Consider the following 22180-nt stretch of genomic DNA (forward strand, 5'->3'; position numbering starts at 1 on the left):
ATAGGAGATTTTATGAAGTGCATTAAATGTGGAACTGATAATAAGTTAAAAGATCGCACAGCTTGGGGTCGTCGCTGTTTCAAGTGCCGCCATCCGTTTGCTTTTGAACCGACTACAATGACTGGTGTCAAAATAACTGACCCCATGTTTGCCAAGGCGATCGCGGATATTTCGGTTAATGATACGCTGTTTTTTACCCCTCAGCAGTTATTTTACTTTTTAGACCAGCGATGGAAGTTAAAAAATGTTGATTTTTTACACACAGTTGAAGGATACACAATGATTAATATACCATTTGGTTTCTTGGCTGCTCTCTGGGCATTGGTATCGCTAGATATATTTATTTTCGGAATGTTGGCAATAAACAGTTTCTTGGTATGGAAAACTTTTGTTGCGAGCCGTTCTGCAAAACATCTGTATAAACACCGCCAGATTTTTGCCGAGACTTTGCAAAATTGGGGAAAAATAGTTTTGGTTTGCGGAATCGGTATTAGTTTGTTATCAAGTTCCTATCTGCTATTTTTAGTGAGTTGTGGTCTCGGAATATCAGCTATCTACTTGGGAACCAGAGAAATCGAAAATAAACCTGCAAATAGTCAAAAATTTACTATTGACTCCAACCAGTTTCAAGGCTGGCTTAATACTTGGACAGAAATTAACTCTCTGACTAAATTGCTACCACCTCCCCGCGATACAAATGAAAATGCCGCCGTCAGTTCCGATGTCAGCGCTTACAGTTTTGACAGATTAGTTGTGTGCGATCGCCCGGAAATTGCCCAATTCTTAATCGCCAACAATTTTCACTTTGAAAACAACTGTGCAGTCCTCAGCATTACCGGATATCCTCAAAGTATCTTTGATACAACGATGGAAATGCTGCGCCGCAATCCCGACTTAAAAGTGTACGCTTTGCACGATTGCAGTCCCAAAGGAATTGGTTTAGTTAATCACCTACGCACGAGTTCTAATTGGTTCCCAAATAACAGGGCGATAATTATTGATATCGGATTGTTACCGAAGCAAATTCTCGCTGGTGGCGGCAGTATGTTTGTTTTGAGTTCTCAGGAAAATGCACAAAATGCTGCACAATTATCAGCAGAGATTCGCCAAGATTTATCCGCTGAGGAATTGCAGTGGTTGGAATTAGGGAATTATGTGGAATTGGAATCGTTTACTCCTCAAAGATTGATTCAAATTCTGAATCGAGGAATTGCCGGCAGTCGAGATTTAGGCAGCGATGATAGTAGTTTAATTCTGCTAGGTGGTACGGATAGTTCTATCTATGTTGTTGATAGTTTTGGTTGAAGATGAGACGGCGGTTGAAACCGCGTCTACAAAAACGAAGAAGACAAGACGGCAGACAAGACGGCGGTTGAAACCGCGTCTACACAAACAATGTCCGCCTCCGCGGACTCAAGAGCATAATATAATTTTCACCGCGCATTCTTCAACCCGCGGAGGCGGGTTTCGTTTGTATAGACGCGGTTTCAACCGCCCGGTTTTCTACCGTTTCCCTACCGGAAAGATATTACTTATTACCTTGCAGCCAAAGTTCTAAACTCGTCAACAGCCACAACTTAACACCATAACGCCCCCAAGTATCTCCCTCATAATCTAACCATTGAGCAATTAAAGATTGATTAAAATAAGGAGCAATAGCAGCCCTTTTTGACAGCAGCAAACCCCTAGCCTCCCGCTGCCAAAACTTCTTAAATCCCAACTGTACGGGAACCAGCATCCCGCTTTTGGGCCTGTCCAAAATTTGAGCCGGCAGCAGATTTGCCACCGCTTGTTTGAGCACAGCTTTCTCCACAACCCCGGACAATTTGTACTCAGGCGGAATTGTCATACTCAAATCCACGATTCGCTGGTCAAACAAAGGCGATCGCCCGTGCAAGCCCGCAGCTTGAGTCAAATTGTTCACTTTGGTCAAAATCTGGTCTGCCCCCTTAAACTTGATATTTAACGCCATTAATCGATTTAGATAATTGCCGCTAGCATTCAAATCCGCACTAAATACCGAAGGTTCTGTTTGCATCGCTGCCCAAATTTCCGGTTTTAACAATTGAGGTAAATCCGCCGCGCACTTTTGAAATGACAGCAAATATGCTGGTAGCGCATCCAGATTACTGACAGAATTGTACAAGCTATTCATTAGCATCGGTTGATTTTTGGGGCCGCCAAAACAGGGATCGCCACCTTCGCCGTTCAGAATAACTTCGACAGATTCCCGCGCCATTCTTCCTAATAGCAAGTTTGGCACTGTCAGCGGATCGCCGATCGGATCGTCTAAATATGCGATCGTCTCTGGTAACTTTTCCCACATATCCCGAAAGCTAATTTCTAAAATGTGGTGTTCAGTTTGGCAATGTTCGGCGACTAAACTGGAAAATTCTAATTCGTTGGCGCATTCTTCTCCAAAATGAATTGAGTAAGTGTGAATTGGCCGATCGCAAAATTGAGCAGCTAAGGCCGCGATACAGCTAGAATCTAACCCGCCGGAAAGAAACACGCCTACAGGTTGATTTGCTGGCAAATATTCTTGGACAATTTCATCTAAAAGAGAGCGCAATCTAGCGCCGTGCCATTCTAAAGATTGTGCGGCCTCGACAACTTGTTCTCGCAGTTCCCAGTAAGCCGAAATTGTCTCATCAGGGAAGCTTAAAACGCATCCTGGGCGCAGTTCTCGGACTTTTTCCCAGAGGGTACGATCGCCCGGAACGAACGAACAACACAGGTAATCTCGCAGGGCTGTGAGGTCGATCGCTCTTGAGTGGTATTTGGCGATCGCCCGCAGTTGAGGCGCAATCCAGCGAGTCGCGCCAACATTAGTATAGTAGAGAGTTCGTGCGCCCGTGCGATCGCGCGCCAGCCGCAAAACCTGCGATTCCCTATCCCAAACCGCAAACGCAAACATACCCGCCAGCAGCGCGGCGCATTCAACGCCCCAACGTTCCCACAGTTGAGCTACTAATTGGCGATCGCACCCCTGCCAACTACTAGCAGAAATCCCCAATTTTTCCAGCAATTGCGATCGATTGCTTAGCCAAATATCGCCTACAATAACAAATTTTTCAGAGGGACTGAGAATAAGCTGAACGCTTGGGTTAGAGCAAATAATCGCAATTTGACCTTCTCGCCACGCTGTATCATCTGCGATTCCGTCTGTTTTTCCCCAAGCTATCCGCCAACTTGAGGCAAATTCAACTAGAGGATTTGGAGGAACTGAGATTTTTGGTTTTTGGCTACCCTTGTAATTCAGGAATGATTTTATATGGTTCATTTTTACGAGCTTAATATTATTTAGAATAATATCAAGCTTAACAGAAACATACACCATGCGATCACTTTATTTCTTAGTCCGCGGAGGCGGACATCGTTTGTGTAGGCGCTAATTCCATTCGCCGACTAACTCGCCGCCGAGTTAATCGGCGGCGAAAAAAGATTTATCGCCCGCTAGCTAAAGCCTCCCGCAATTTGCGATCGCCCCGCGATTTACCATGAAGTTGTGGAGTCGCCATCCGCAACACAAAATCCAGCAACCAAGGAGCAATTCGGTGACACCAAACCGCTAAATGACTTTGGTATCCTACCAAAATTTCCGGCGCATCTTTGTGCAAACCCGCAACAAGTGCTAGGGCAACTTTTTCGGGAGTTGTCGGTACTACCCAGCGAAATTGCTCCAAGTCTCGCACCATGTCCGTATCTGTTAGAGATGGTAGCAAAGCTGTGACTCGAACATTGTACTGAGTTAACTCGCTGCGTAAAGCTTGAGTGAATCCCAAAATGGCAAATTTGGTAGCAGAATAAGTTGCCATTGTCGGAGCGGCAATTTTGCCCATCAAGCTCGAAACATTGACGATTGTTCCGTCTTCTTGCGTCGCCATTCTGCGAGCTATCAAGCGGGTAATTGTGTAGGTTCCCAGCAAATTCAAGGCGATTTCTTCCTCGATTAACGGTAGCGGGGAACGCAAGAAAGACGCTTGGTGTGCAACGCCCGCACAGTTGACTAGCAGGTGAATTGGGCCGCAATCTCGCCAAGCTTGGGCGATCGCAATATTCACCGCTACTGACTGAGTTAAATCCAAGGCTAACGGCACTACTTCTGTACCAAAAACATCGATTTCCTCAGCCAATTCGATTAATTGCTTGCGGTTGCGCGCTACAATCACCAAGCGTTTGACTCCTTGTCTGGCTAATTCCAGGGCGATCGATCGCCCAATACCACGCGAAGCCCCTGTAACTAGAGCTGTTTTTCCTTGAAGTTGCATAGATTAAACCCTCTGGTTTTGATGCTCACCGCGGCACGGAGTTATGAGTTGTGAGTTATGAATTATCAGTTATGAGTTGAATATTTTCGCGGTAACAACTCAGAATTGACAATTTTGGCAAAGGCTATCTTGTTTCGATAGACCTAATTGATTTGTGGAGTTAACTCAAAACTCAAACCTTTTGAATCGTGGACGTGTGCGTGAGCTGAACTAAACTTTTGATTGACCATAAATCGATCTAAATCTGGTCAATCAAACTCATTCAAGCAGACAAACCTGAGATGAGAAAACGTAGTCATGAATAATATTAAAGCGGACTTTTTTACCGCTTTTTCTTGAGTCTGCGGAGGCAGGCTTTGCTTGTGTAGCCGCGAATTCATTCGCCGGGATTGTTGTTTCTTGAGTCTGCGGAGGCAGACTTTGCTTGTGTAGCCGCGAATTCATTCGCCGGGATTGTTGTTTCTTGAATCTGCGGAGGCAGGCTTTGCTTGTGTAGCCGCGAATTCATTCGTCGGGATTGTTGTTTCTTGAGTCTGCGGAGGCAGACTTTGCTTGTGTAGCCGCGAATTCATTCGCCGAGAATATTCGCCGGGGATTCGCCTGAATTGGCACAGGATAATTGAGCAATACAGATTGTCAATTCCACACCTCCTAGATATGAGAACTTTCTGTCTACACACACCTTAACAACTAGAAGCTAAAGTGGCAACAATTTTTAATAAATCTTGCGCAACACTTCTTTACAATCTTCTCAGACGGCAGATTTCCAAGTGCCGTGAAAGCTCAAAGGTATGACACCGGGCAATTCTAGCTGACAAATAGGGGGGCGAGAAAGTCCGTCGCTGTCAAATATGCAGACTTCGCTGCTATCAGAATTGCCGTCGTAAACAACTGTCAAAATCCAACCTTTCTCCGATGAAATATCTGGAACGTAGATGGGCTCTGCGGGATAGCGATTTTCGCCGCAGTCGGCAATTGTGAGATTGCCATTTTGTGTGTCCAAACGGGCGATCGCCCCGTAACGTTCCGCTACAATATCAACATCAGCCCGATACATTGCTAGATAAATATATCGTGAAGCTTGCCCTATTTCGGCAGCAGGTACGATCGGAAATTCGCAAGGTTGATCCAACAATTCTGCTATTTGTGTCACTTTCCCAGTCAAAGGATTGAGATGCACTCGGCAAAGAGTACCCTCCGCATCGGTGTGAGTTTCACCTGTCGCCACCTCCTTAAGTCGCTGATTAGTTTGCAAGTCAGCATAGCGGACAAAATCAACTGCAACTTCACCATTTTCGGTGACAAAACCATTAGCAAAATGCCACTGAAACCAAGCATCGGTTTCGCCACGACTAACTAAATCAAGAGTTTCTGAGTCAAAAACTAAGATCTGAGTCCCTAACTCCGGCTTCCACTCAAAGGAATCGCCATAACTGCCAATTCCTGCTAACACTGGCGCTAGATTTAGTCGCACTGGTGGCACAAAAAATATCAGATACTTGCCAGCAAGTACAAAATCGTGCAACAGCGGTATTCCATCTAAAGTAACTGTTGATTTTTTAACAATTTTTCCTGTATAATCACTCTTATAAACATTCAACTTAGCTTTCAAACCTGGGGTGATTCCAAAGTTAAAAATATTCCCAGTAATCGGATCGCGCTTACAATGAGCTGAATAAGCAAATTTACTATCTAAATTGCCTAAATTGTCGATTCCGTGAGTTTCCAGAGTTGCCAAATCGAGGCTGTGAGGCGCGCCGCCTTCCCATAATGCCAAAAGGCGATCGGGCAAAGCTAACACAGAAGTATTCGCAGCATTTTTAACAGGTTTAGTCCACCGTAACAACGCAGGCCCCGGTGCAGTCATGCCGTAATTAGTATAGAGAAATTTATCAGCTTTTTCTTCAGCTTGATATCCCGCCGTCTGTACGTAGCGATAAACAGCAGTAGCACCAACATCCGTAAAATTGACCGCCAAAATTGCACCATCTCCATCAAACCAGTGTCCCACAGGAATGCCACCGCGTTCAAAACGTGCCGGCCCATTGCGGTAAAGAGTGCCACGCAATCCGTCTGGAATTTTACCAGTTTTAACTGATAGCTGAGTTAGCGGAAACTCGGCAGCAGGAAGGGCAAAAGCTTGAACCCAGGATTTTTTAGCTGAGATTTTACTGGCTGTTTTCATTGGAAACTGGCAAATTTAACTGATCTGGCGGAAGTTTTGTTATAAAATTATAGCACAAATTACCTAACATTTATGCCTCTCCCCCGCCGCTATCTGTTGAAAACTTTTGGCCTGACTGCTATTGGTACTCAGCTTTTGCCGATCGCCCAAACTAACCTATTTACCAAAAGTGCGATCGAGCCGCGCCGCCTACAAGTTGGCGATACCGTAGCCTTAATCAATCCTGCCGCCTTCAACTACGAAAAAGAAGTGCAGCCATTTTTTAAAGTTCTGGATAACCTGGGCTTAAAAATTAAGCTGGGAGAGCATTTTTACGACCGCTACGGCTATTTGGCAGGCAAAGATGCCGATCGCGCCGCCGATGTCAACGCAGCCTTTGCCGACGACTCAGTGCAAGCTATTTTTACCGGGATGGGCGGCTGGGGCTGCGGTCGGATCTTGCCGCTTTTGGATTACAATATGATCCGCAACAATCCCAAAATCATTATGGGATTCAGCGATATTACTGCGCTATTATTGGCAATTCATGCTAAAACTAATCTAGTTACTTTTCACGGCCCTTTAGGTGTATCAAGTTGGAGTCCTTTTACAGTAGATTACGTCAAGAAAATTTTGTTTGACGGAGGTTCTGCGATCATGCAAAATTCCCAAACTATGCCCATTGAAACAATCCGGCGCGGCACAGCTAGGGGGAAATTAATCGGTGGCAATTTATCAGTAATAGCAGCATTGGTGGGTTCGGCTTATTTGCCGGAGTGGGAAAAAAGTATTTTGTTTATCGAGGAAGTTAGCGAAGAAGTTTATCGCATCGATAGAATGTTAACGCAGCTCAAGTTAGCTGGAATTCTTGATAAAATATCTGGTTTTATTTTCGGACAGTGTACTAAGTGCGAGGCCGAAAAACCGCAAGAGTCCCTAACCTTAACTCAAGTCTTGACGGATCACATTCGCCCCTTAAATATTCCCGCTTGGTACGGTTCGATGGTGGGACACATTCGGGATAAGTTCACTTTGCCGATCGGCAAAGAAGTCGAAATCGATGCAAATGCTGGTACAATCAAATTATTATCATCCGCCGTCAATTAAAGTTGGTCAGAATTAGATGGAGATCAATAAACCCCATCATGTCATTGCGAAGAACGAAGCAATCGCAGAGTTTGATGATAATTAAAGATTTTGCACCCGATCGCAAGCAAACATTCAAATACCAAATACAAAATCAGAAATATTGTGAAAAAGACTGCACAATCAATTAAACCATTAACAGTAATCATCCTGACAATTCTTTGCCTGTTGCCGCTCAATGCCTGCGCTGCACAAGCATTGAGTGGCAACAACGACACCATTTATCAGCAGCGAACAATCCACAATCCCGACGGAATTGGTAAATTTTACATGGGTAGAGAAATTGCCCAAGTCATGGGCTATCAAGGCGCTGGTTGGCTAGAAAGACCCTCTCGCGGCATGGAAGAAAAATCAGCTCGATTAGTGAACAATCTTGATTTAAAACCCACAGATATTGTAGCAGACATTGGAGCCGGAACCGGATATTTTAGCTTTCGCATCGCTCCCTTAGTTCCAGACGGCAAGGTTTTAGCAGTTGACGTGCAGCCGGAGATGATTAATTTTATTGAGTTGAATAAACAAGAAAAAAATATTGCTAACGTTGAGCCTGTGTTGGGAAGTATTGACAATCCGAATTTGCCGAAAAATAGCGTCGATTTAGTTGTAATGGTCGATGCTTATCACGAATTTGCATATCCCAGAGAAATGATGCAAGGAATTGTCAAAGCCCTCAAACCCGGAGGCCGCACGGTATCGATCGAGTATCGGGGCGAAAATCCGCTGATTCCCATTAAAGGCTTGCACAAAATGACACAGAAGCAGGTTAAAAAAGAAATGGCCGCCGTTGGTTTAGTATGGAAAGAGACAAAAGAGATGTTGCCACAGCAGCATTTAATGGTGTTTGAGAAACAATCTCAAATTTAGTAGCCAAAAAAACCAATTTATTACCATTTTTACTGATTTTTGTCAAGTGACCTAAACCGTATCAATGCGAACAAGCGATCGCCCAAACATACGAAGCCTTAAGTAAGCGTTAAGATAGGGATTGCCCTCAAAATGTCAACCTACAATTAAAAATTGACAACCCAGAGGCGCTTCCCTAATTGTTCAAGCGAAGAAGTGTCGCTACTATAAGGTACCAGCGTGAACATTCCAAGTTCCATCCTCACCATGCTCGCCGGCATCGGAGTGACTCTGATCAGTCTCTGGTACGGGCAGAATCATGGCTTAATGCCGATCGCCGCCTCGGCTCAAGCATCCCAGATAGACGGACTATTCAACACAATGATGACCATCTCCATAGGATTATTTATCCTAGTCCACGGAGTGCTGATCGTTGCTGCAATTAAATATCGCCGTCGTGAAGGAGACAACACAGATGGGCCGCCTTGGCATGATAACTTTCCCTTAGAAATTCTTTGGACAGCCCTACCAGCGGTGATTATTTTAGGTATCGGAGTCTACAGTTTTGAGATTTACAACTCAATGGGTGGCCTAGATCCGATGGGCAATCACGATCACGGCACCATGCAATCGCACTCTAATATGCGCGGAAGTGCGATCGCAGCTACACTCTCAGATACACCACAAAACGCCCCTCAAATTCAGCCACAAAAACAAATTGCCCTAGGCGTAGGCGCTGCCCCAGAAAACGAAAACAAACCAGCAGACTTAGTAGTAAATGTCATGGGTTTGCAGTATGCCTGGATTTTTAGCTATCCAGAAAGTGGCGTTAGTTCCGGTGAACTGCATATGCCAGCCAACCGCGACGTACAGCTAAATCTTGCAGCTCAAGACGTGCTGCACGCATTTTGGATCCCCGAATTTCGGCTCAAACAAGATGTAATTCCTGGACGAACAAGCGAACTAAGATTTATACCAAACAAAGTCGGCGAATACCGAGTTGTTTGTGCTGAATTGTGCGGCGCATATCACGGAGCAATGAAAGCTGTAGCATTCGTTCACACACCCGAAGACTTTGACAGTTGGCTGAAAGAACAGCAAGTTGCTAGCACTCTCAACTTAGAGCAAGCAGTTGCCATCAATACAGAAAAAATGTCAGACGGGGAATTCTTAGCTCCCTACGTCAGGGAAATAAAAATTAATTCCGAAAGTCTAGAACAACTTCATCCAACTCATCACAAAAAATAGTCATTAGTTCTTGGCAATGGATATTTCATCCTGAGCTAATAACTAATGACTAATAACTAATGACTAATAACTATGACACAAGCACAGTTCCAAGAAACTGCCAACATAGATGCTCGCGGAACAGCACCCGCCGACAGACATTGGCGAGATTACTTCGGTTTTAGTACCGATCACAAAGTAATCGGTATTCAATACCTGGTAACAACATTTTGTTTTTATCTAATCGGCGGCGTGATGGCGACAATAGTGCGAACAGAACTCGCCACACCCGAATCCGATTTTGTCACCCCCGAACTCTACAACAGTTTATTTACTGTTCACGCCACGGTGATGATCTTCCTGTGGATCGTACCCGCAGGCGCCGGATTTGCTAACTTTTTGATCCCCTTAATGATTGGGGCAAAAGACATGGCATTTCCCAGGCTGAATGCCGTTGCCTTTTGGTTGATTCCCGTAGGCGGCATATTGCTGTTGAGCAGTTTTTTAGTGGGAGCTCCGCAGGCGGGTTGGACTTCCTATCCGCCTTTGAGCTTAGTTACTGCTCAAGCCGGAGAAGAAATCTGGATTCTCAGCGTTTTGATCCTCGGAACTTCTTCGATTTTGGGGGCGGTGAATTTTGCCGTTACCATCTTCACGATGCGGGTTCCGAGCATGAGTCTCAATGAAATGCCTTTGTTTTGCTGGGCAATGATTGCGACGGCAGCGCTGACTTTAATTGCTACTCCAGTGTTAGCCGCAGCTTTGATTTTGCTGTCGTTTGACTTGTTAGCTGGAACGGCATTTTTCAATCCCACAGGTAACGGCGATCCCATCGTCTACCAGCATTTATTCTGGTTTTATTCGCACCCGGCAGTTTACATTATGATCATGCCCTTTTTTGGGGTGATTTCAGAAGTTTTGCCAGTGCATTCGCGCAAGCCAATTTTTGGTTATTTGGCGATCGCCTATTCCAGTCTCGCGATCAGCTTTTTGGGCTTAATCGTGTGGGCGCACCATATGTTCACCAGCGGCACTCCTGGCTGGCTGCGGATGTTTTTCATGATCACAACTATGATCATCGCCGTGCCCACTGGGATTAAAATATTTAGCTGGTTGGCCACTATTTGGGGAGGCAAACTCCGCCTAGTTAGCGCCATGCTATTTGGGATGGGTTTTATCTCAACATTCGTCCTCGGTGGCATCACCGGGATCATGGTAGCTTCGGTACCTTTCGACATTCACGTTCACGATACTTATTTTATCGTCGCTCACTTACACTACGTGCTGTTTGGCGGCTCAGTGTTTGGAATTTACGCTGCTTTTTACCACTGGTTCCCCAAAATGACTGGGCGGATGCTTAACGAATTTTGGGGTAGAGTTCACTTTGTTTTAACCTATGTGGGCTTTACTGTAACTTTCTTGCCGATGCACGCTTTGGGGATGCAAGGAATGCCCCGGCGGGTGGCAATGTACGACCCGAAATTTACCACGATTAATGTCATTTGTACGATCGGCGCTTATATGCTGGCAGTCTCTACAATCCCGTTTATCGTTAACGTGATTTGGAGTTGGAGGTACGGCCCGAAAGCAGGTGATAATCCTTGGGAAGCTTTGAGTTTGGAATGGATGACGACTTCGCCACCACCAATCGAAAATTTTGAAGGAGTGCCAGTATTGGCAACCGGGCCTTACGATTACGGCATGGAAAAAATTCAGAACACTGGGGAACGTCTCAGGCTGAAGTTGAGGGAAAATGCGATCGCCAGCGCCAGCGGCCAGAAACGCGGTATTCCGATCGCAGAAGCTCAAGCTTCCACTTTCTTCGGCGGTACTGCAACTTTGGTCGATCCTGAATCAGAAATCAACGTTGATTCTCCAGCAGATGAAAGTCAAGATGACGAGTAGTCATTAGTCATGAGTCATTAGTCATGAGTCATTAGTCATTAGTTATTGCTCATTGCAATATCACAACTTTGGACTAATGACTGATGACAGCACAGCAGCGATATACGGATAATTTTTTGTATCTCTTCCCTCTTCCCTCTTCCTTCTTCCTTCTTCCCTCTTCCTTCTTCCTTCTTTCCATTACCAACTAGCAATTTATTATGCAACAAATTCCAGCGATCGATCCAGCAAAAACAGCTCTTAATTACCACCACAGCGCCGAAATAGAAGCCCACGGCGAAGAACATCCCGACCACCGAATCCTAGGCGTACTTGTATTCTTGGGATCTGAAGGCATGATATTTATGGGTATGTTTGCCGCGTATTTGATTTATCGGGCGATGGCCCCCATGTGGCCACCCGAAGGAACACCCGCGCGAGAGTTATTGCTGCCAGGAATTAACACGGTAATTCTGATTGCTAGCAGTTTTGTGATTCACAATGCTGATACTGCAATCAAAAAGAACGATGTGGCGGGTATGAGGAATTGGTTGATCGCAACTATCCTAATGGGCGTCGTTTTCTTGTGCGGTCAGGTTTACGAATACACTCATTTAGAGTTTGGCCTGACAACTAATTTGTACGCCAGTTGCTTTTACGTTTTGACTGCTTTTCACGGCTTGCACGTTACATTTGGAGTGCTGCTGATGTCGGGGGTAGTTTGGCGATCGCGCGTGGAAGGTCACTATTCTAGCGAACACCACTTCGGCATCGAAGCGACTGAGATTTACTGGCACTTTGTCGATGTGATTTGGATTGTTTTGTTTGTACTGCTGTACGTGATTTGAACCTGTAGGTTTTTCTACTTAGCGGGCAGGCTTTTCGGCCTGCCCCACCAGAAATTAAGACGCCCCCCGTTGGGGGTTTTTTATTGTTTGCGAAGTGCGATCGACCTTTACTCACTTTCTGAAAGCCGATCGCCCTAAACTGCGCTAAATTAAAAGAAGCAATTGCCTATCAAACAGCATTGAGAAAATTATGCAGTGCGAATTGTGCGATCGACAAATGGAAGCATTAACCGCCCACCACCTCATCCCCAAACAAAACACCAAGCGGAAAAACGAAGAGCCCAGTCTGGCGATCGACATTTGCTCAGCTTGTCACCGCCAAATTCACACTCTCTTCGACAACAAACACCTCGCCCAAGAGCTCAACACCCTAGAAAAGCTCAAAAATGACCCCCAACTCCAGAAATTTCTCTCTTGGGTGAAGAAACAAAAAACCGACAAACGCATTCAAGTACACGGCAAAAAAGCGCGACTGCAAAACTAGCACTCAGATATCTAGTCCCAAGGTTCGTAGTGAGGACTTTAATCCGCATTCATGAAGGACTACAGTCCTCACTACAAACCAATTTTATTATTTTTAATTAATAAATACCAATTGCTTAAACACCGGGTTATGGCTACCGAGAAAGCCCGTGAAACTTGCGATAAAGCATCGCCTCTACCCGCTTTTCTCCCCGCAAATGTTGCTCGGTAATTGCCGCAACTTCCTCAGCACAAACTCCACTGTACCAAACCTCTTCTGGCAGCACCAACACCATCGGCCCGTTGCCGCACTGTCCCAAACAACTGCTAGCAACAACTTCAACTTCTGAGGGGGACAATTTCTCAAACGCTGCTAATACCTTTGCAGCACCTTGCTTGCGACAAGTGCGGTTTTGGCAAACAAGAACTCGCCTAGAAGATTCTGTGATTTTCATGTTTTTTTACTTGACATTCTGCTACATATATGCTATTTTTTTATCATGGGAATAGGTGCGGCCATATATGCCAAAATTGTAGAAAAAGTGTTGCGGATTTTGGACGGGCTAGAAGCCCATCCCACAAATCATGATTAATCAGATGATAAACCTTTTGAGGCCAGCCATTGGCGATCGAACAAACGCGACTGATACCTAGCCCCGCCGTCGCAGAGTACCGTAACAATCGTATGTCCCGGCCCAATTTGCTTCGCTAAAGCCACCGCCGCCCCCACATTAATTCCCACAGAACCGCCCATAAACAGCCCTTCTTTCCTCAACAATTGGTAAACCACGCGGACAGCTTCAGCATCATCAATTTGGATAGCATCATCTACCGGGGCATTCTCCATATTCCCAGTGATGCGGCTGGTACCAATTCCCTCAGTAATCGAACTACCTTCTGTCTTAATTTCCCCAGTTTTGAAATAACTGTAAAGCCCGCTACCCATCGGGTCTGCCAAAACAGCTTTAATTGCGAGATTTTTTGATTTCAAAAACATTGCTACACCCGCAAAAGTCCCGCCCGTACCAGTCGCAGCTACCCAAGCATCAATTTTTCCCTCGGTTTGTTCCCAAATTTCCGGGCCGGTTGTCTCGAAATGAGCTTGGCGATTGGCTAAATTGTCAAACTGATTTGCCCAAACTGCATTGTCCATTTCGGCTGCTAATTTTCCCGACAATTTAACATAATTATTCGGGTCTTTATAAGGAACAGCGGGAACTGTCCGAACTTCCGCGCCCAAGGTTTTTAAAGCATCGATTTTTTCTTGGGATTGAGTATCGGGAATCACAATCAAACATTTGTAACCTTTGGCGTTGCAAATATGTGCTAAGCCGATGCCTGTATTGCCAGCAGTGCCTTCTACAACGGTGCCACCAGGTTTTAACAAGCCTTTTTCTTCGGCATCTTGGATGATGTAAAGTGCGGCCCTATCTTTAACGGAACCGCCGGGATTGAGAAACTCTGCTTTGCCGAGAATTTCGCAGCCTGTTTCATCGCTGAAGCTATTTAACCGAATTAGCGGCGTGTTGCCGATTGTGCCGATAAAGCCGTTTTTGATATCCATATTTTTTGAATGTTTGTATTCTATTAATTCTGAGCATAAGTTGATATTTATTGCTAGCATTTCTACCAAATTTTACTCATATTTAGCACAAATCCCGGCAAAACTGGGTCACCGCTAACTGTCGCGGGATTCTCTAAACATTCCTCTGGTAAACCCGGACGGTAAATATAAACTCTGCGATTTTTGCGGTCAATTAACCAGCCTAACTGTACTCCCGGTTCTCTCATATATTCTTGCATCTTTTCTTGCAATGGCTTGAGATTGTCAGAAGCAGACCTGAGTTCTACTACAAAATCTGGGCAAATCGGAGCAAATTTATCTTGCTGTTCTTGAGATAAAGTATTCCACCGTTCCAGTTTAATCCACGAGGCATCTGGAGACTTGTCACCCATTGAAAGCTTAAATCCCGTACTGGAGTCAAAACAAAGACCGGTTCCATCTTGTCGAGACCAAATATACAACTCTCCAAAGACGCTACCACTGCGATTTCCTGTTGTTCCGCCAGTAGGGGACATAATTAGCAGTTCTCCAGATTTGTTGCGTTCAATGCGTAATTCACTATTGATTTGACATAACTCGAAAAACTCGTCGTCTGTCATTTGCAATTTTGGCGGTATTTGCAACACGATTTTTGATGTCAACATAATTGATTTCTCTCAAATCTAAATAGTTGCGACACAATTGCATAATTTGCCTGTTTTTAGTGATGACTTTAGTCCTAAAACATGGGGCTTAAGGACTAAAGTCATGACTACGAACCTGTTTGTAAATTAAACCTATTTATTCGGCTGAGGAGTCATCCGCAAATAAGGCTTAATCGGCGTGTAACCTTTAGGAAATTTCTCTGCCAACTCTGCGGGGTCGGTAATCGAAGGTACAATGACGCAATCGTCGCCATCTTTCCAATCAACTGGAGTCGCAACGCTGTATTTGTCAGTAAGTTGCAGGGAATCAATTACTCGCAGAATTTCATTGAAATTCCGACCAGTGCTCGCTGGATAAGTAATGCTCAAACGCAATTTCTTGTCGGGGTCAATTACAAAAACTGTGCGAATTGTTAAGTTGTTTAGCGAGTTGGGATGGATCATGTCGTAAATGTCGGAGACTTTACGATCGCCATCTGCTAAAATTGGATAGTTGAGAGTAACTTTTTGAGTTTCCTCAATATCTTTAATCCAACCCATGTGAGAATCCACATCATCGACGCTGAGGGCAATGGTTTTCACGCCACGCTTTTCAAATTCAGACTTGAGACGGGCGACTGCACCGAGTTCGGTGGTGCACACTGGAGTATAGTCTTTCGGGTGTGAAAACAACACCACCCAACTATCGCCGGCCCAGTCGTAGAAGTTGATTTCGCCTTTAGACGAGGCTTGGGTAAAGTTGGGAACTGTATCGCCTAATCGCAGTGACATAACTGATTTCCTCTAATTTTATTTAACGACAGTTCCCTATCATCCCATAATTGCTGGGTTTCTCGATCGCACTGTAAATGATTTTAAACTTTTTGGTCGATCGCCCGCCCATGCCATTACTCTAATGTATATGCGACTTCTACCCTAAATTTTGTTGCTATGCTGTACTTTTTGCTTAAGACAATACAGCCTGTTTTAGTCCCGCTGTGTTTTGTCTGTGCCTGGGGTTTAGTTTTTATGGTGTGTTTGAGTATCGGGCGTGCTATAGGCGATTCCGTGCGTCGAGCTCAGCGGATGCACCAAATCCCTTGTGCTAACTGCGTGTTTTTTACCGGCGATTACCATCTCAAGTGTCCCGTTCAGCCTACCATAGCTTTATCTGAAAGTGCGATCGACTGTCCTGATTATCGATCGCAATCGGGAACTTACGGTTAAAAAATCGATCGCCGCTTTAAACATTTCTTAACATCTCTCGCTATTTCAATTAAAATTAAGTTGTGCTCAAGAGATTTTCAGGAGTGTGGAAAGAATGCTCATTCAAAAGCTAAATGACTGTGACGAGTTTATTGCTGGCGACGGTACTCAACTGCGAGAATTGCTGCATCCAGACAAACAAGCTGTGGATTTGCGTTACAGTTTGGCCCACGCCACTTTGCCACCGGGACAAACTTCTGCGCTGCACACCCTGACAACTTCTGAAGTTTACTATATCCTCAGCGGCGTTGGGGAAATGCACATCGATGATGAGACTCAATTGGTGCAAGTCGGAGATGCGGTTTACATTCCGCCCAACGCCAAGCAGTTTATTTACAACTGTGGCACATAACCGCTAATATTTATTTGTATCGTAGATCCTGCGTGGCGAAAGGAAGACGAGACAATTTTTCAGTAATTTTGCTGTTTCTAGCTACCAGGCTCTGCCTGGTAATGGCTATCTAGAGGCTCTGCCTCCACCTCTCAAAACACCTTCAACCGCCCTAAATTACTGTTAACAACAACAGCACCCAGCCATATGTACCGAGTGATTTCCTCTTTTTAAAACTTCGATGCGGAGTTGCAATAATCCTCGGATTCAGTTGCATTGCTCCCCTCTAATTAGTTGAGGAAGTATCAGCTTTGTTGGTGGGTGCTGCTATTGGTTTTTAATGGGACAGATGTGAGATTATACAGCGTTTTACTCCTTTGATTCTATTTTGAACTTCGCTGTGATATCTAGATATTGTATCTGTCGGAGAAGCTTTTTGTTTGCTTCATATTATTAATTTAGCACCTTTTTCTAGAAGCGCAAGCACCTGCAACTAAACTTTACAAAAGAATGAAGAAGGAAGAGGGAAGAAGGAAGAGGGAAGAAGGAAAAAGGAAGAGGGAAGACAACCCTCTAGGGGCGTAGATAATTGCGAATAATTGTGAAGTTAAATGAAGCATCGAGCTTTGTGGATGCCCAGCTAAAATCCTAAAGTTCGGCTGTGGCTGCTGCTGCGAGAAACAGGCATAATATTTTTATGAAAACAACCAAACTCATCAAACTGTGTGTTTTATCGCTGAGCATTTTCCTGCTGTGTAGCAATGTGATAGCGACAGCAGAACCGACTGTGAAGCCTCAACCGCAGCAAACTTACACTAACCAAGAGATTCTGCAACAGTTGGTGAAGGCGAAAATTGTGTATCTGGGAGAAACTCACGATAGAGCGGCAGACCACCAGGCTCAACTGAAAATTATTCGAGAAATGCAGCGGCAAAATCCGAAAATTGCGATCGCAATGGAGATGTTTCAGCGTCCGTTCCAAAGTGCGATCGACAACTACTTAGCAGGTAAACTGACAGAACAGCAATTAATCGAGCAAACAGAGTACGATCGCAGATGGCGCTTTCCCTGGGAATATTACGCCCCATTGTTGCAGTTTGCCGCATTAAAACAACTGCCAGTCCTCGCCTTAAATACCCCGTCAGAAGTCACGAGAAAAGTTGCCACTCAAGGTCTAGAAAGCCTCACAGCAGAGGACAAACAGCACATTCCGCCAATTTCCGAAATTCGCACCGACAACGCCGAATATCGACAAATGCTGCTCGAAGTTTACCAGCAGCACCAAAAGGCAGCACAGGGAAATAGTACAGCCTTTGAAAGATTTTTGCAAGCTCAAGTTTTGTGGGACGAAACTATGGCGGAAAGTATAGCTAAATTTGTCAAAGCTAACCCCGATTATCAAGTTGTGGTGTTGGCGGGGACAGGACATATTATGTTCGGTTACGGAATTCCCAGCCGTGTCGAGAGACGTTTGGGAGTCGGGAAGGTGAAAATGCGATCCGTTGTATTCAGTTCGCCCACAGATACTCCTTTGTCCGCAGACAAACCCATTGCTGACTTTGTTTGGAAGCACTCGGAATAGTACAATTTTACTCGCAAGCAATAATCGGGAAAAGTCAATGATAAACAGACCAAAAATACTTGCATTTGCCGGAAGTACCCGCGAAGCATCCTACAACAAACTGCTGGTAAAAGTTGCGGCGGCTGGGGCTAGGGCGGCGGGCGCGGAAGTTACTTATGTAGATTTGCGCGATTTGCCATTGCCAATATTTGACGAAGATTTGGAAGCCAAGGGAATCCCAGAAAATGCCCGGAAGTTAAAGGAGTTGATGGTAGCTCATGACGGGTTTTTGATAGCTTCCCCTGAGTATAACAGTTCGATTACGGCTGTGTTGAAAAATGCGATCGACTGGGTATCGCGCCCAGCACCGGGTGAACCGGGATTGGTGGCATTTACGGGCAAAGTAGCGGTAATTATGAGCGCTTCCCCAGGCGGACTTGGTGGTTTGCGGGGATTGGTGCATTTGCGATCGATCCTGGGGAATATTAACGTGTTTGTCCTCCCGGATCAGAAAGCAATTTCTCAAGCTTTTGAAGCATTTAATGCTGACGGTACGATGAAAGATCCCAAACAGCAGGACTCTGTTGAGAATCTCGGTGCTAAGTTGTCTAATATCCTGTCTAAATTAATCGCATAAGGCGATTTTACTCGTTACCAGGCACAAAGCGCCTGGTAACGCAGAACCGGTTGCATAAATCTTTGGTTGAGCCGATCAACCGATCCTTCAAGGAAGATTAACACAGATGCAACGCAGATAATCTTAAGATAGTTTACTAATTTGGCAATCTTGTCTATTGTTGACTATATTTGGCAGTATTGATTTGATATAATCTCAAAAATATAACCTACTCAGCCAGAACAAGAACCAATCGTGAAAGTCAAGCGTCTAAAAATGAACTCATTCCGAGGCTTCAGCGATTTGAGCCTGGAGTTGGATAAAGATGAGCCGACTGTGTTCATCGGTATCAACGGTGTGGGGAAATCCAGCATACTTGAGTGTTTGGCTGTTCTTCTGTATTTGCTGACCAAGCGAATTCAAACTTCCAATAGTCATGGACGTTTTTTCAACGAAGATGATATCAAAAAAGGATGCAAAGAAACTCACAACGAAATTACAATTTCAATCAATGACTGGCCGGAAGTGGTATGGTCTTTAACCAAGGTCAGGAAAGGGCGAAGCCCGGATACTAGCAGCAACATTGGGGACTTAAAAAGAGTTGTTGAGCACATATACAGTCAGTTAGATGCTAATTCTTACGCAGCATTGCCTCTGGCTGTTTACTACCCAACTAACCGTGCCGTACTTGATATTCCTTTGAAGATTAGGACGAAACATTCGTTTGAGCAGATAACCGTTTATGACGAGGCTCTCACGGGAGGGCAAATCGATTTTAGGCGCTTTTTTGAATGGTTTAGAGATCGGGAAGATTTGGAAAACGAATTACGACTAAATACTTCTAATGAGTATCGCGATCGCCAATTAGAAGCAGTCAGAGATGCGATCGCTAATTTACTAAACGGCTTCTCAAATTTACGGGTTAGACGATCGCCTTTGCGAATGACTGTAGACAAACAAGGCGATGAACTTATCATCAATCAACTATCCGATGGTGAAAAATGCTTGTTAGCACTGGCAGGAGATTTAGCAAGGCGTTTGGCGATCGCAAATCCGAATCCATCATGCAATCCACTTCAGGGTTTCGGCGTTGTTTTAATCGACGAGATTGAGCTACACTTGCACCCAAAATGGCAACGGGCTATTATTCCGAATCTGGCAAAAACTTTCCCTAATTGCCAGTTTATAGTTACCACTCATTCGCCACAGGTAATCAGCGATCTCAAATGGGTTCATCTTTTGAGGTCAACATCTGAAGGAATTGCGATCGAGCGAATACCATCCTATGGGAAAGATAGCAATCGGATTTTAGAAACGCTCATGGGAACCCCTGAACGTCCGCAGGAAATTAAGGAAGATTTACGTGACTTGTTTCGCTTCATAGACAAGGGTGAACTTGACAACGCACGGCGATTGCGCCAAGAATTAGCGCACAGAATGGGAGAAGAAGATCCAGAATTTGTGAGAGCAGATTGGCTAATTCAACGCAAGGAAATTCTCAATAAATGAAATATATTAAAAAGGGAAAAGAACCTCAAGATTTTTCGGACTGGAAGGCTACACAGAAGTCTCTTGGTGTCAACTATGGTTACAAAAATCTTCAAAACCCTGAGAAAGGAGCGGTACACAGTTATTTGCTAAGTGAACAAGGCTACATTTGCTGCTACTGTTGTCAGAGAGTTGAGCAAAGCAATAGCCATATTGAACATTTAGCCCCGCAGAGCAAGACTGATTCAGAATTATCTCTTGATTACACAAATATGCTAGGCTCTTGTGGTAGAGTTCCAAATTGGCCTGAGTATTGTGGCAATAAGAAGCAGAATATTGCGATCGCAGTTTCACCACTAAAGTCGAACTGTGAAGATTTTTTTAGTTACTCTAGCACTGGTGAGATACTGCCAACTACAAATAATTTAGATGAGGAAAAAGACGCTGAAATAACAATTAAAGTTTTGGGACTCAACCATTATGACTTAACGCAGGGACGAATTCAAGCGCTGGAAGCACTGAAAGGAATGACGACGCAGGAAGAGGCAGAATTATTAGGTGAAGTTTGTCAACAAATGGATGCACAAGGGCGATACCAGCCTTTTTGTAATGCGGTTTTGTATTTTCTCAAGAATTATTTTGGTGTTTGTTAAGTTTAATCTCACCCAAAGATTGCGAGATGGAGAATCAGACTTACCATAAATTTTACCAGTACCGCATCACCCGATCGACCTAAAGAAAACCACCCGATCGCACATTGGCAGAAATACACCAGAACAAGCATAATTTAACCATCGGTCATCGGTCGGTTATACTTGTTACAAACCGCACGGCAGGCGTGGGAGACTCCTCCGTCACACCTGCCATGCAGTTTTATTTAAAATTGTCCGATTGTGCATCCCTAGACTAGGATAAAACAGGTTCGTAGTGAGGACTTTAGTCCTTCTTTCTTGCGGACTAAAGTCCTCACTACAAACCAATTCGATTCGAGGCGAGATTAATATCAGCCCATTTTTTTCTTCTTCCAAGCTTCCACAAACGGCAAGAAAACCGACACTAACTCCTGCCGGTTCATCACCAAAGTTGGATAAGAAACCCTCCCGTAATTCTTCCCTACTTCCAACGGAAAAATCGCCTGGGACTCCAGCGGTAGCCAAACCGCACCCGCAGCCTTCACAATTACCCAACTCCCGGCAATATCCCAAATTTTTGGAGTCGCTTCCACGCCTCCCATAGCCACACCCGAAGCCACCAGCAAAAAATTGTAACTAGCCATCCCCAACATCCGAATTTTACTCGGAAGATGAGGCCCGATTCCCACACTGCGGGAACACAAATTAAAAATATGATTTCCGCTCATTTTATCAGGACTAGGGCGAATCGGGCGATCGTTTAAAAACGCACCTTGAGGCATATTTGTCAATATATCATCCCCCGCTAAATCTTCTGCATAAAAACCGTGAAAAGTTTGATTCAACGGCGGCAAATGCACGCAGCCAAAAACTGGAGTTCCGCGATACAATAAGCCTAAAGAAATCCCCCAAATTGGAATTCCGCGAGCAAAATTAGTCGTAGCATCCAAGGGATCGACAACCCAACACCATTCAGTATCGGGCAAAACGTGTTCTCCTTCTTCGCTCAAAATCCCGTGGCTGGGAAACGCAATTGCGATCGCACTTCTAATTTCCGCATCCGCCCAATTGTCAGATTGCGTAACCAAAGTGCCATCATCCTTTTCATCCGCTTGTGCAGAACCGAAATCTTTCAAAAACTGCTGTCCGATTGTCTTGACAGTAGTTTGAGAAAAAGTTAAAATAGAGTTCCAAAAATCTTTCATTTCACTAACAATTAAGGGAGAGGTTGGGGAGAGGGGGAGAGGGGGAGAG

The 22180-nt window shown here is 44.7% G+C and carries 22 protein-coding genes; 13 read left to right on the forward strand and 9 right to left on the reverse strand.

The annotated features are described in order from the left end of the window. Positions 1 to 12 precede the first annotated feature (12 nt). Complete coding sequence (locus tag K4039_RS09760; RefSeq protein ID WP_265234974.1) at positions 13 to 1305, forward strand: hypothetical protein; 1293 nt, start codon at positions 13 to 15, stop codon at positions 1303 to 1305. 223 nt (positions 1306 to 1528) lie between these two features. Here K4039_RS09760 and K4039_RS09765 read toward each other — a convergent pair whose 3' ends face one another. The 3 genes from K4039_RS09765 to K4039_RS09775 form a co-directional block, all read right to left on the reverse strand. Continuing rightward, entirely contained in the window at positions 1529 to 3283 is a 1755-nt protein-coding gene (locus tag K4039_RS09765; RefSeq protein ID WP_265234975.1) for an asparagine synthetase B, read from the reverse strand. Between the two features lie 163 nt (positions 3284 to 3446). Next, positions 3447 to 4271 (reverse strand): SDR family oxidoreductase, encoded by an 825-nt coding sequence (locus K4039_RS09770; protein WP_265234976.1) that lies wholly within the window; start codon positions 4269 to 4271, stop codon positions 3447 to 3449. Positions 4272 to 5022: 751 nt separating this feature from the next. Beyond that, complete coding sequence (locus tag K4039_RS09775) at positions 5023 to 6456, reverse strand: carotenoid oxygenase family protein (protein WP_265234977.1); 1434 nt, start codon at positions 6454 to 6456, stop codon at positions 5023 to 5025. 72 nt (positions 6457 to 6528) lie between these two features. Between K4039_RS09775 and K4039_RS09780 the strand changes: the two genes are divergently transcribed. The 4 genes from K4039_RS09780 to ctaD all read left to right on the forward strand — a co-directional run bounded on the left by K4039_RS09780 (position 6529) and on the right by ctaD (position 11556). Next, a complete protein-coding gene (locus K4039_RS09780; protein ID WP_265234978.1) occupies positions 6529 to 7542 on the forward strand; it encodes an LD-carboxypeptidase in 1014 nt (337 codons plus the stop codon). 144 nt (positions 7543 to 7686) lie between these two features. After that, positions 7687 to 8445, forward strand: coding sequence for a class I SAM-dependent methyltransferase (locus tag K4039_RS09785; RefSeq protein WP_265234979.1), 759 nt, complete (start codon positions 7687 to 7689; stop codon positions 8443 to 8445). A gap of 219 nt (positions 8446 to 8664) precedes the next feature. After that, complete coding sequence (locus K4039_RS09790; protein ID WP_265234980.1) at positions 8665 to 9672, forward strand: cytochrome c oxidase subunit II; 1008 nt, start codon at positions 8665 to 8667, stop codon at positions 9670 to 9672. A 72-nt stretch (positions 9673 to 9744) separates the two neighbouring features. Then, on the forward strand, positions 9745 to 11556 hold the full coding sequence (gene ctaD / locus K4039_RS09795) for a cytochrome c oxidase subunit I (protein ID WP_265234981.1): 1812 nt from the start codon (positions 9745 to 9747) through the stop codon (positions 11554 to 11556). Positions 11557 to 11594: 38 nt separating this feature from the next. Here the strand turns inward: ctaD and K4039_RS09800 are convergent, their stop codons facing one another. Next, on the reverse strand, positions 11595 to 11750 hold the full coding sequence (locus tag K4039_RS09800) for a hypothetical protein (protein WP_265234982.1): 156 nt from the start codon (positions 11748 to 11750) through the stop codon (positions 11595 to 11597). 6 nt (positions 11751 to 11756) lie between these two features. On the opposite strand from K4039_RS09800, the gene K4039_RS09805 reads away from it, so the two are divergent. Both K4039_RS09805 and K4039_RS09810 read left to right on the forward strand, forming a co-directional pair. After that, the gene (locus K4039_RS09805) at positions 11757 to 12383 is read left to right on the forward strand and encodes a heme-copper oxidase subunit III (RefSeq protein WP_265234983.1); all 627 of its coding nucleotides are present in this window, start codon (positions 11757 to 11759) and stop codon (positions 12381 to 12383) included. A 190-nt stretch (positions 12384 to 12573) separates the two neighbouring features. Then, a complete protein-coding gene (locus K4039_RS09810; RefSeq protein ID WP_265234984.1) occupies positions 12574 to 12867 on the forward strand; it encodes an HNH endonuclease in 294 nt (97 codons plus the stop codon). Between the two features lie 133 nt (positions 12868 to 13000). On the opposite strand, the gene K4039_RS09815 is transcribed toward K4039_RS09810, so the two are convergent. The 4 genes from K4039_RS09815 to K4039_RS09830 all read right to left on the reverse strand — a co-directional run bounded on the left by K4039_RS09815 (position 13001) and on the right by K4039_RS09830 (position 15824). Next, the gene (locus tag K4039_RS09815; protein ID WP_265234985.1) at positions 13001 to 13300 is read right to left on the reverse strand and encodes a ferredoxin; all 300 of its coding nucleotides are present in this window, start codon (positions 13298 to 13300) and stop codon (positions 13001 to 13003) included. 134 nt (positions 13301 to 13434) lie between these two features. Continuing rightward, positions 13435 to 14409 carry a cysteine synthase A gene (locus K4039_RS09820; protein ID WP_265234986.1) on the reverse strand — a complete coding sequence of 325 codons (975 nt, stop codon included), beginning with the start codon at positions 14407 to 14409 and terminating at the stop codon, positions 13435 to 13437. Between the two features lie 62 nt (positions 14410 to 14471). Continuing rightward, positions 14472 to 15053, reverse strand: a complete 582-nt coding sequence (locus K4039_RS09825; RefSeq protein ID WP_265234987.1) for a Uma2 family endonuclease — start codon at positions 15051 to 15053, stop codon at positions 14472 to 14474. 132 nt (positions 15054 to 15185) lie between these two features. After that, positions 15186 to 15824: a peroxiredoxin gene (locus K4039_RS09830; protein ID WP_265234988.1), complete on the reverse strand. Its 639-nt coding sequence runs from the start codon at positions 15822 to 15824 to the stop codon at positions 15186 to 15188. Between the two features lie 159 nt (positions 15825 to 15983). Here K4039_RS09830 and K4039_RS09835 point away from each other — a divergent pair, with 159 nt between their 5' ends. The 6 genes from K4039_RS09835 to K4039_RS09860 all read left to right on the forward strand — a co-directional run bounded on the left by K4039_RS09835 (position 15984) and on the right by K4039_RS09860 (position 20947). Beyond that, positions 15984 to 16259 carry a hypothetical protein gene (locus K4039_RS09835; protein WP_265234989.1) on the forward strand — a complete coding sequence of 92 codons (276 nt, stop codon included), beginning with the start codon at positions 15984 to 15986 and terminating at the stop codon, positions 16257 to 16259. A 94-nt stretch (positions 16260 to 16353) separates the two neighbouring features. Beyond that, the gene (locus K4039_RS09840; protein WP_265234990.1) at positions 16354 to 16650 is read left to right on the forward strand and encodes a cupin domain-containing protein; all 297 of its coding nucleotides are present in this window, start codon (positions 16354 to 16356) and stop codon (positions 16648 to 16650) included. A gap of 676 nt (positions 16651 to 17326) precedes the next feature. Beyond that, the gene (locus K4039_RS09845) at positions 17327 to 18211 is read left to right on the forward strand and encodes a ChaN family lipoprotein (RefSeq protein WP_265234991.1); all 885 of its coding nucleotides are present in this window, start codon (positions 17327 to 17329) and stop codon (positions 18209 to 18211) included. 37 nt (positions 18212 to 18248) lie between these two features. Further along, positions 18249 to 18827 (forward strand): NADPH-dependent FMN reductase, encoded by a 579-nt coding sequence (locus tag K4039_RS09850; RefSeq protein ID WP_265234992.1) that lies wholly within the window; start codon positions 18249 to 18251, stop codon positions 18825 to 18827. 234 nt (positions 18828 to 19061) lie between these two features. Next, positions 19062 to 20315, forward strand: coding sequence for an AAA family ATPase (locus K4039_RS09855; RefSeq protein ID WP_265234993.1), 1254 nt, complete (start codon positions 19062 to 19064; stop codon positions 20313 to 20315). After that, positions 20312 to 20947 (forward strand): retron system putative HNH endonuclease, encoded by a 636-nt coding sequence (locus K4039_RS09860; protein WP_265234994.1) that lies wholly within the window; start codon positions 20312 to 20314, stop codon positions 20945 to 20947. The genes K4039_RS09855 and K4039_RS09860 overlap by 4 nt, the downstream gene beginning before the upstream one ends. Positions 20948 to 21297: 350 nt before the next feature. Here the strand turns inward: K4039_RS09860 and K4039_RS09865 are convergent, their stop codons facing one another. Next, positions 21298 to 22131: an inositol monophosphatase family protein gene (locus tag K4039_RS09865; RefSeq protein WP_265234997.1), complete on the reverse strand. Its 834-nt coding sequence runs from the start codon at positions 22129 to 22131 to the stop codon at positions 21298 to 21300. Positions 22132 to 22180 lie beyond the last annotated feature (49 nt).

This window comes from Lyngbya sp. CCAP 1446/10 (assembly GCF_026130175.1).
Classification (GTDB): domain Bacteria; phylum Cyanobacteriota; class Cyanobacteriia; order Cyanobacteriales; family Microcoleaceae; genus Microcoleus.

What these genes read in the sequence shown, in the direction of transcription:
- K4039_RS09765 (WP_265234975.1), bottom strand. Translation starts at nt 3,283, where the DNA reads ATGAACCATATAAAATCATTCCTGAATTACAAGGGTAGCCAAAAACCA.
- K4039_RS09850 (WP_265234992.1), top strand. Translation starts at nt 18,249, where the DNA reads ATGATAAACAGACCAAAAATACTTGCATTTGCCGGAAGTACCCGCGAA.
- K4039_RS09840 (WP_265234990.1), top strand. Translation starts at nt 16,354, where the DNA reads ATGCTCATTCAAAAGCTAAATGACTGTGACGAGTTTATTGCTGGCGAC.
- K4039_RS09845 (WP_265234991.1), top strand. Translation starts at nt 17,327, where the DNA reads ATGAAAACAACCAAACTCATCAAACTGTGTGTTTTATCGCTGAGCATT.
- K4039_RS09810 (WP_265234984.1), top strand. Translation starts at nt 12,574, where the DNA reads ATGCAGTGCGAATTGTGCGATCGACAAATGGAAGCATTAACCGCCCAC.
- K4039_RS09805 (WP_265234983.1), top strand. Translation starts at nt 11,757, where the DNA reads ATGCAACAAATTCCAGCGATCGATCCAGCAAAAACAGCTCTTAATTAC.
- K4039_RS09860 (WP_265234994.1), top strand. Translation starts at nt 20,312, where the DNA reads ATGAAATATATTAAAAAGGGAAAAGAACCTCAAGATTTTTCGGACTGG.
- K4039_RS09830 (WP_265234988.1), bottom strand. Translation starts at nt 15,824, where the DNA reads ATGTCACTGCGATTAGGCGATACAGTTCCCAACTTTACCCAAGCCTCG.
- ctaD (WP_265234981.1), top strand. Translation starts at nt 9,745, where the DNA reads ATGACACAAGCACAGTTCCAAGAAACTGCCAACATAGATGCTCGCGGA.
- K4039_RS09825 (WP_265234987.1), bottom strand. Translation starts at nt 15,053, where the DNA reads ATGTTGACATCAAAAATCGTGTTGCAAATACCGCCAAAATTGCAAATG.
- K4039_RS09760 (WP_265234974.1), top strand. Translation starts at nt 13, where the DNA reads ATGAAGTGCATTAAATGTGGAACTGATAATAAGTTAAAAGATCGCACA.
- K4039_RS09780 (WP_265234978.1), top strand. Translation starts at nt 6,529, where the DNA reads ATGCCTCTCCCCCGCCGCTATCTGTTGAAAACTTTTGGCCTGACTGCT.
- K4039_RS09820 (WP_265234986.1), bottom strand. Translation starts at nt 14,409, where the DNA reads ATGGATATCAAAAACGGCTTTATCGGCACAATCGGCAACACGCCGCTA.
- K4039_RS09835 (WP_265234989.1), top strand. Translation starts at nt 15,984, where the DNA reads ATGCTGTACTTTTTGCTTAAGACAATACAGCCTGTTTTAGTCCCGCTG.
- K4039_RS09775 (WP_265234977.1), bottom strand. Translation starts at nt 6,456, where the DNA reads ATGAAAACAGCCAGTAAAATCTCAGCTAAAAAATCCTGGGTTCAAGCT.
- K4039_RS09865 (WP_265234997.1), bottom strand. Translation starts at nt 22,131, where the DNA reads ATGAAAGATTTTTGGAACTCTATTTTAACTTTTTCTCAAACTACTGTC.
- K4039_RS09815 (WP_265234985.1), bottom strand. Translation starts at nt 13,300, where the DNA reads ATGAAAATCACAGAATCTTCTAGGCGAGTTCTTGTTTGCCAAAACCGC.
- K4039_RS09770 (WP_265234976.1), bottom strand. Translation starts at nt 4,271, where the DNA reads ATGCAACTTCAAGGAAAAACAGCTCTAGTTACAGGGGCTTCGCGTGGT.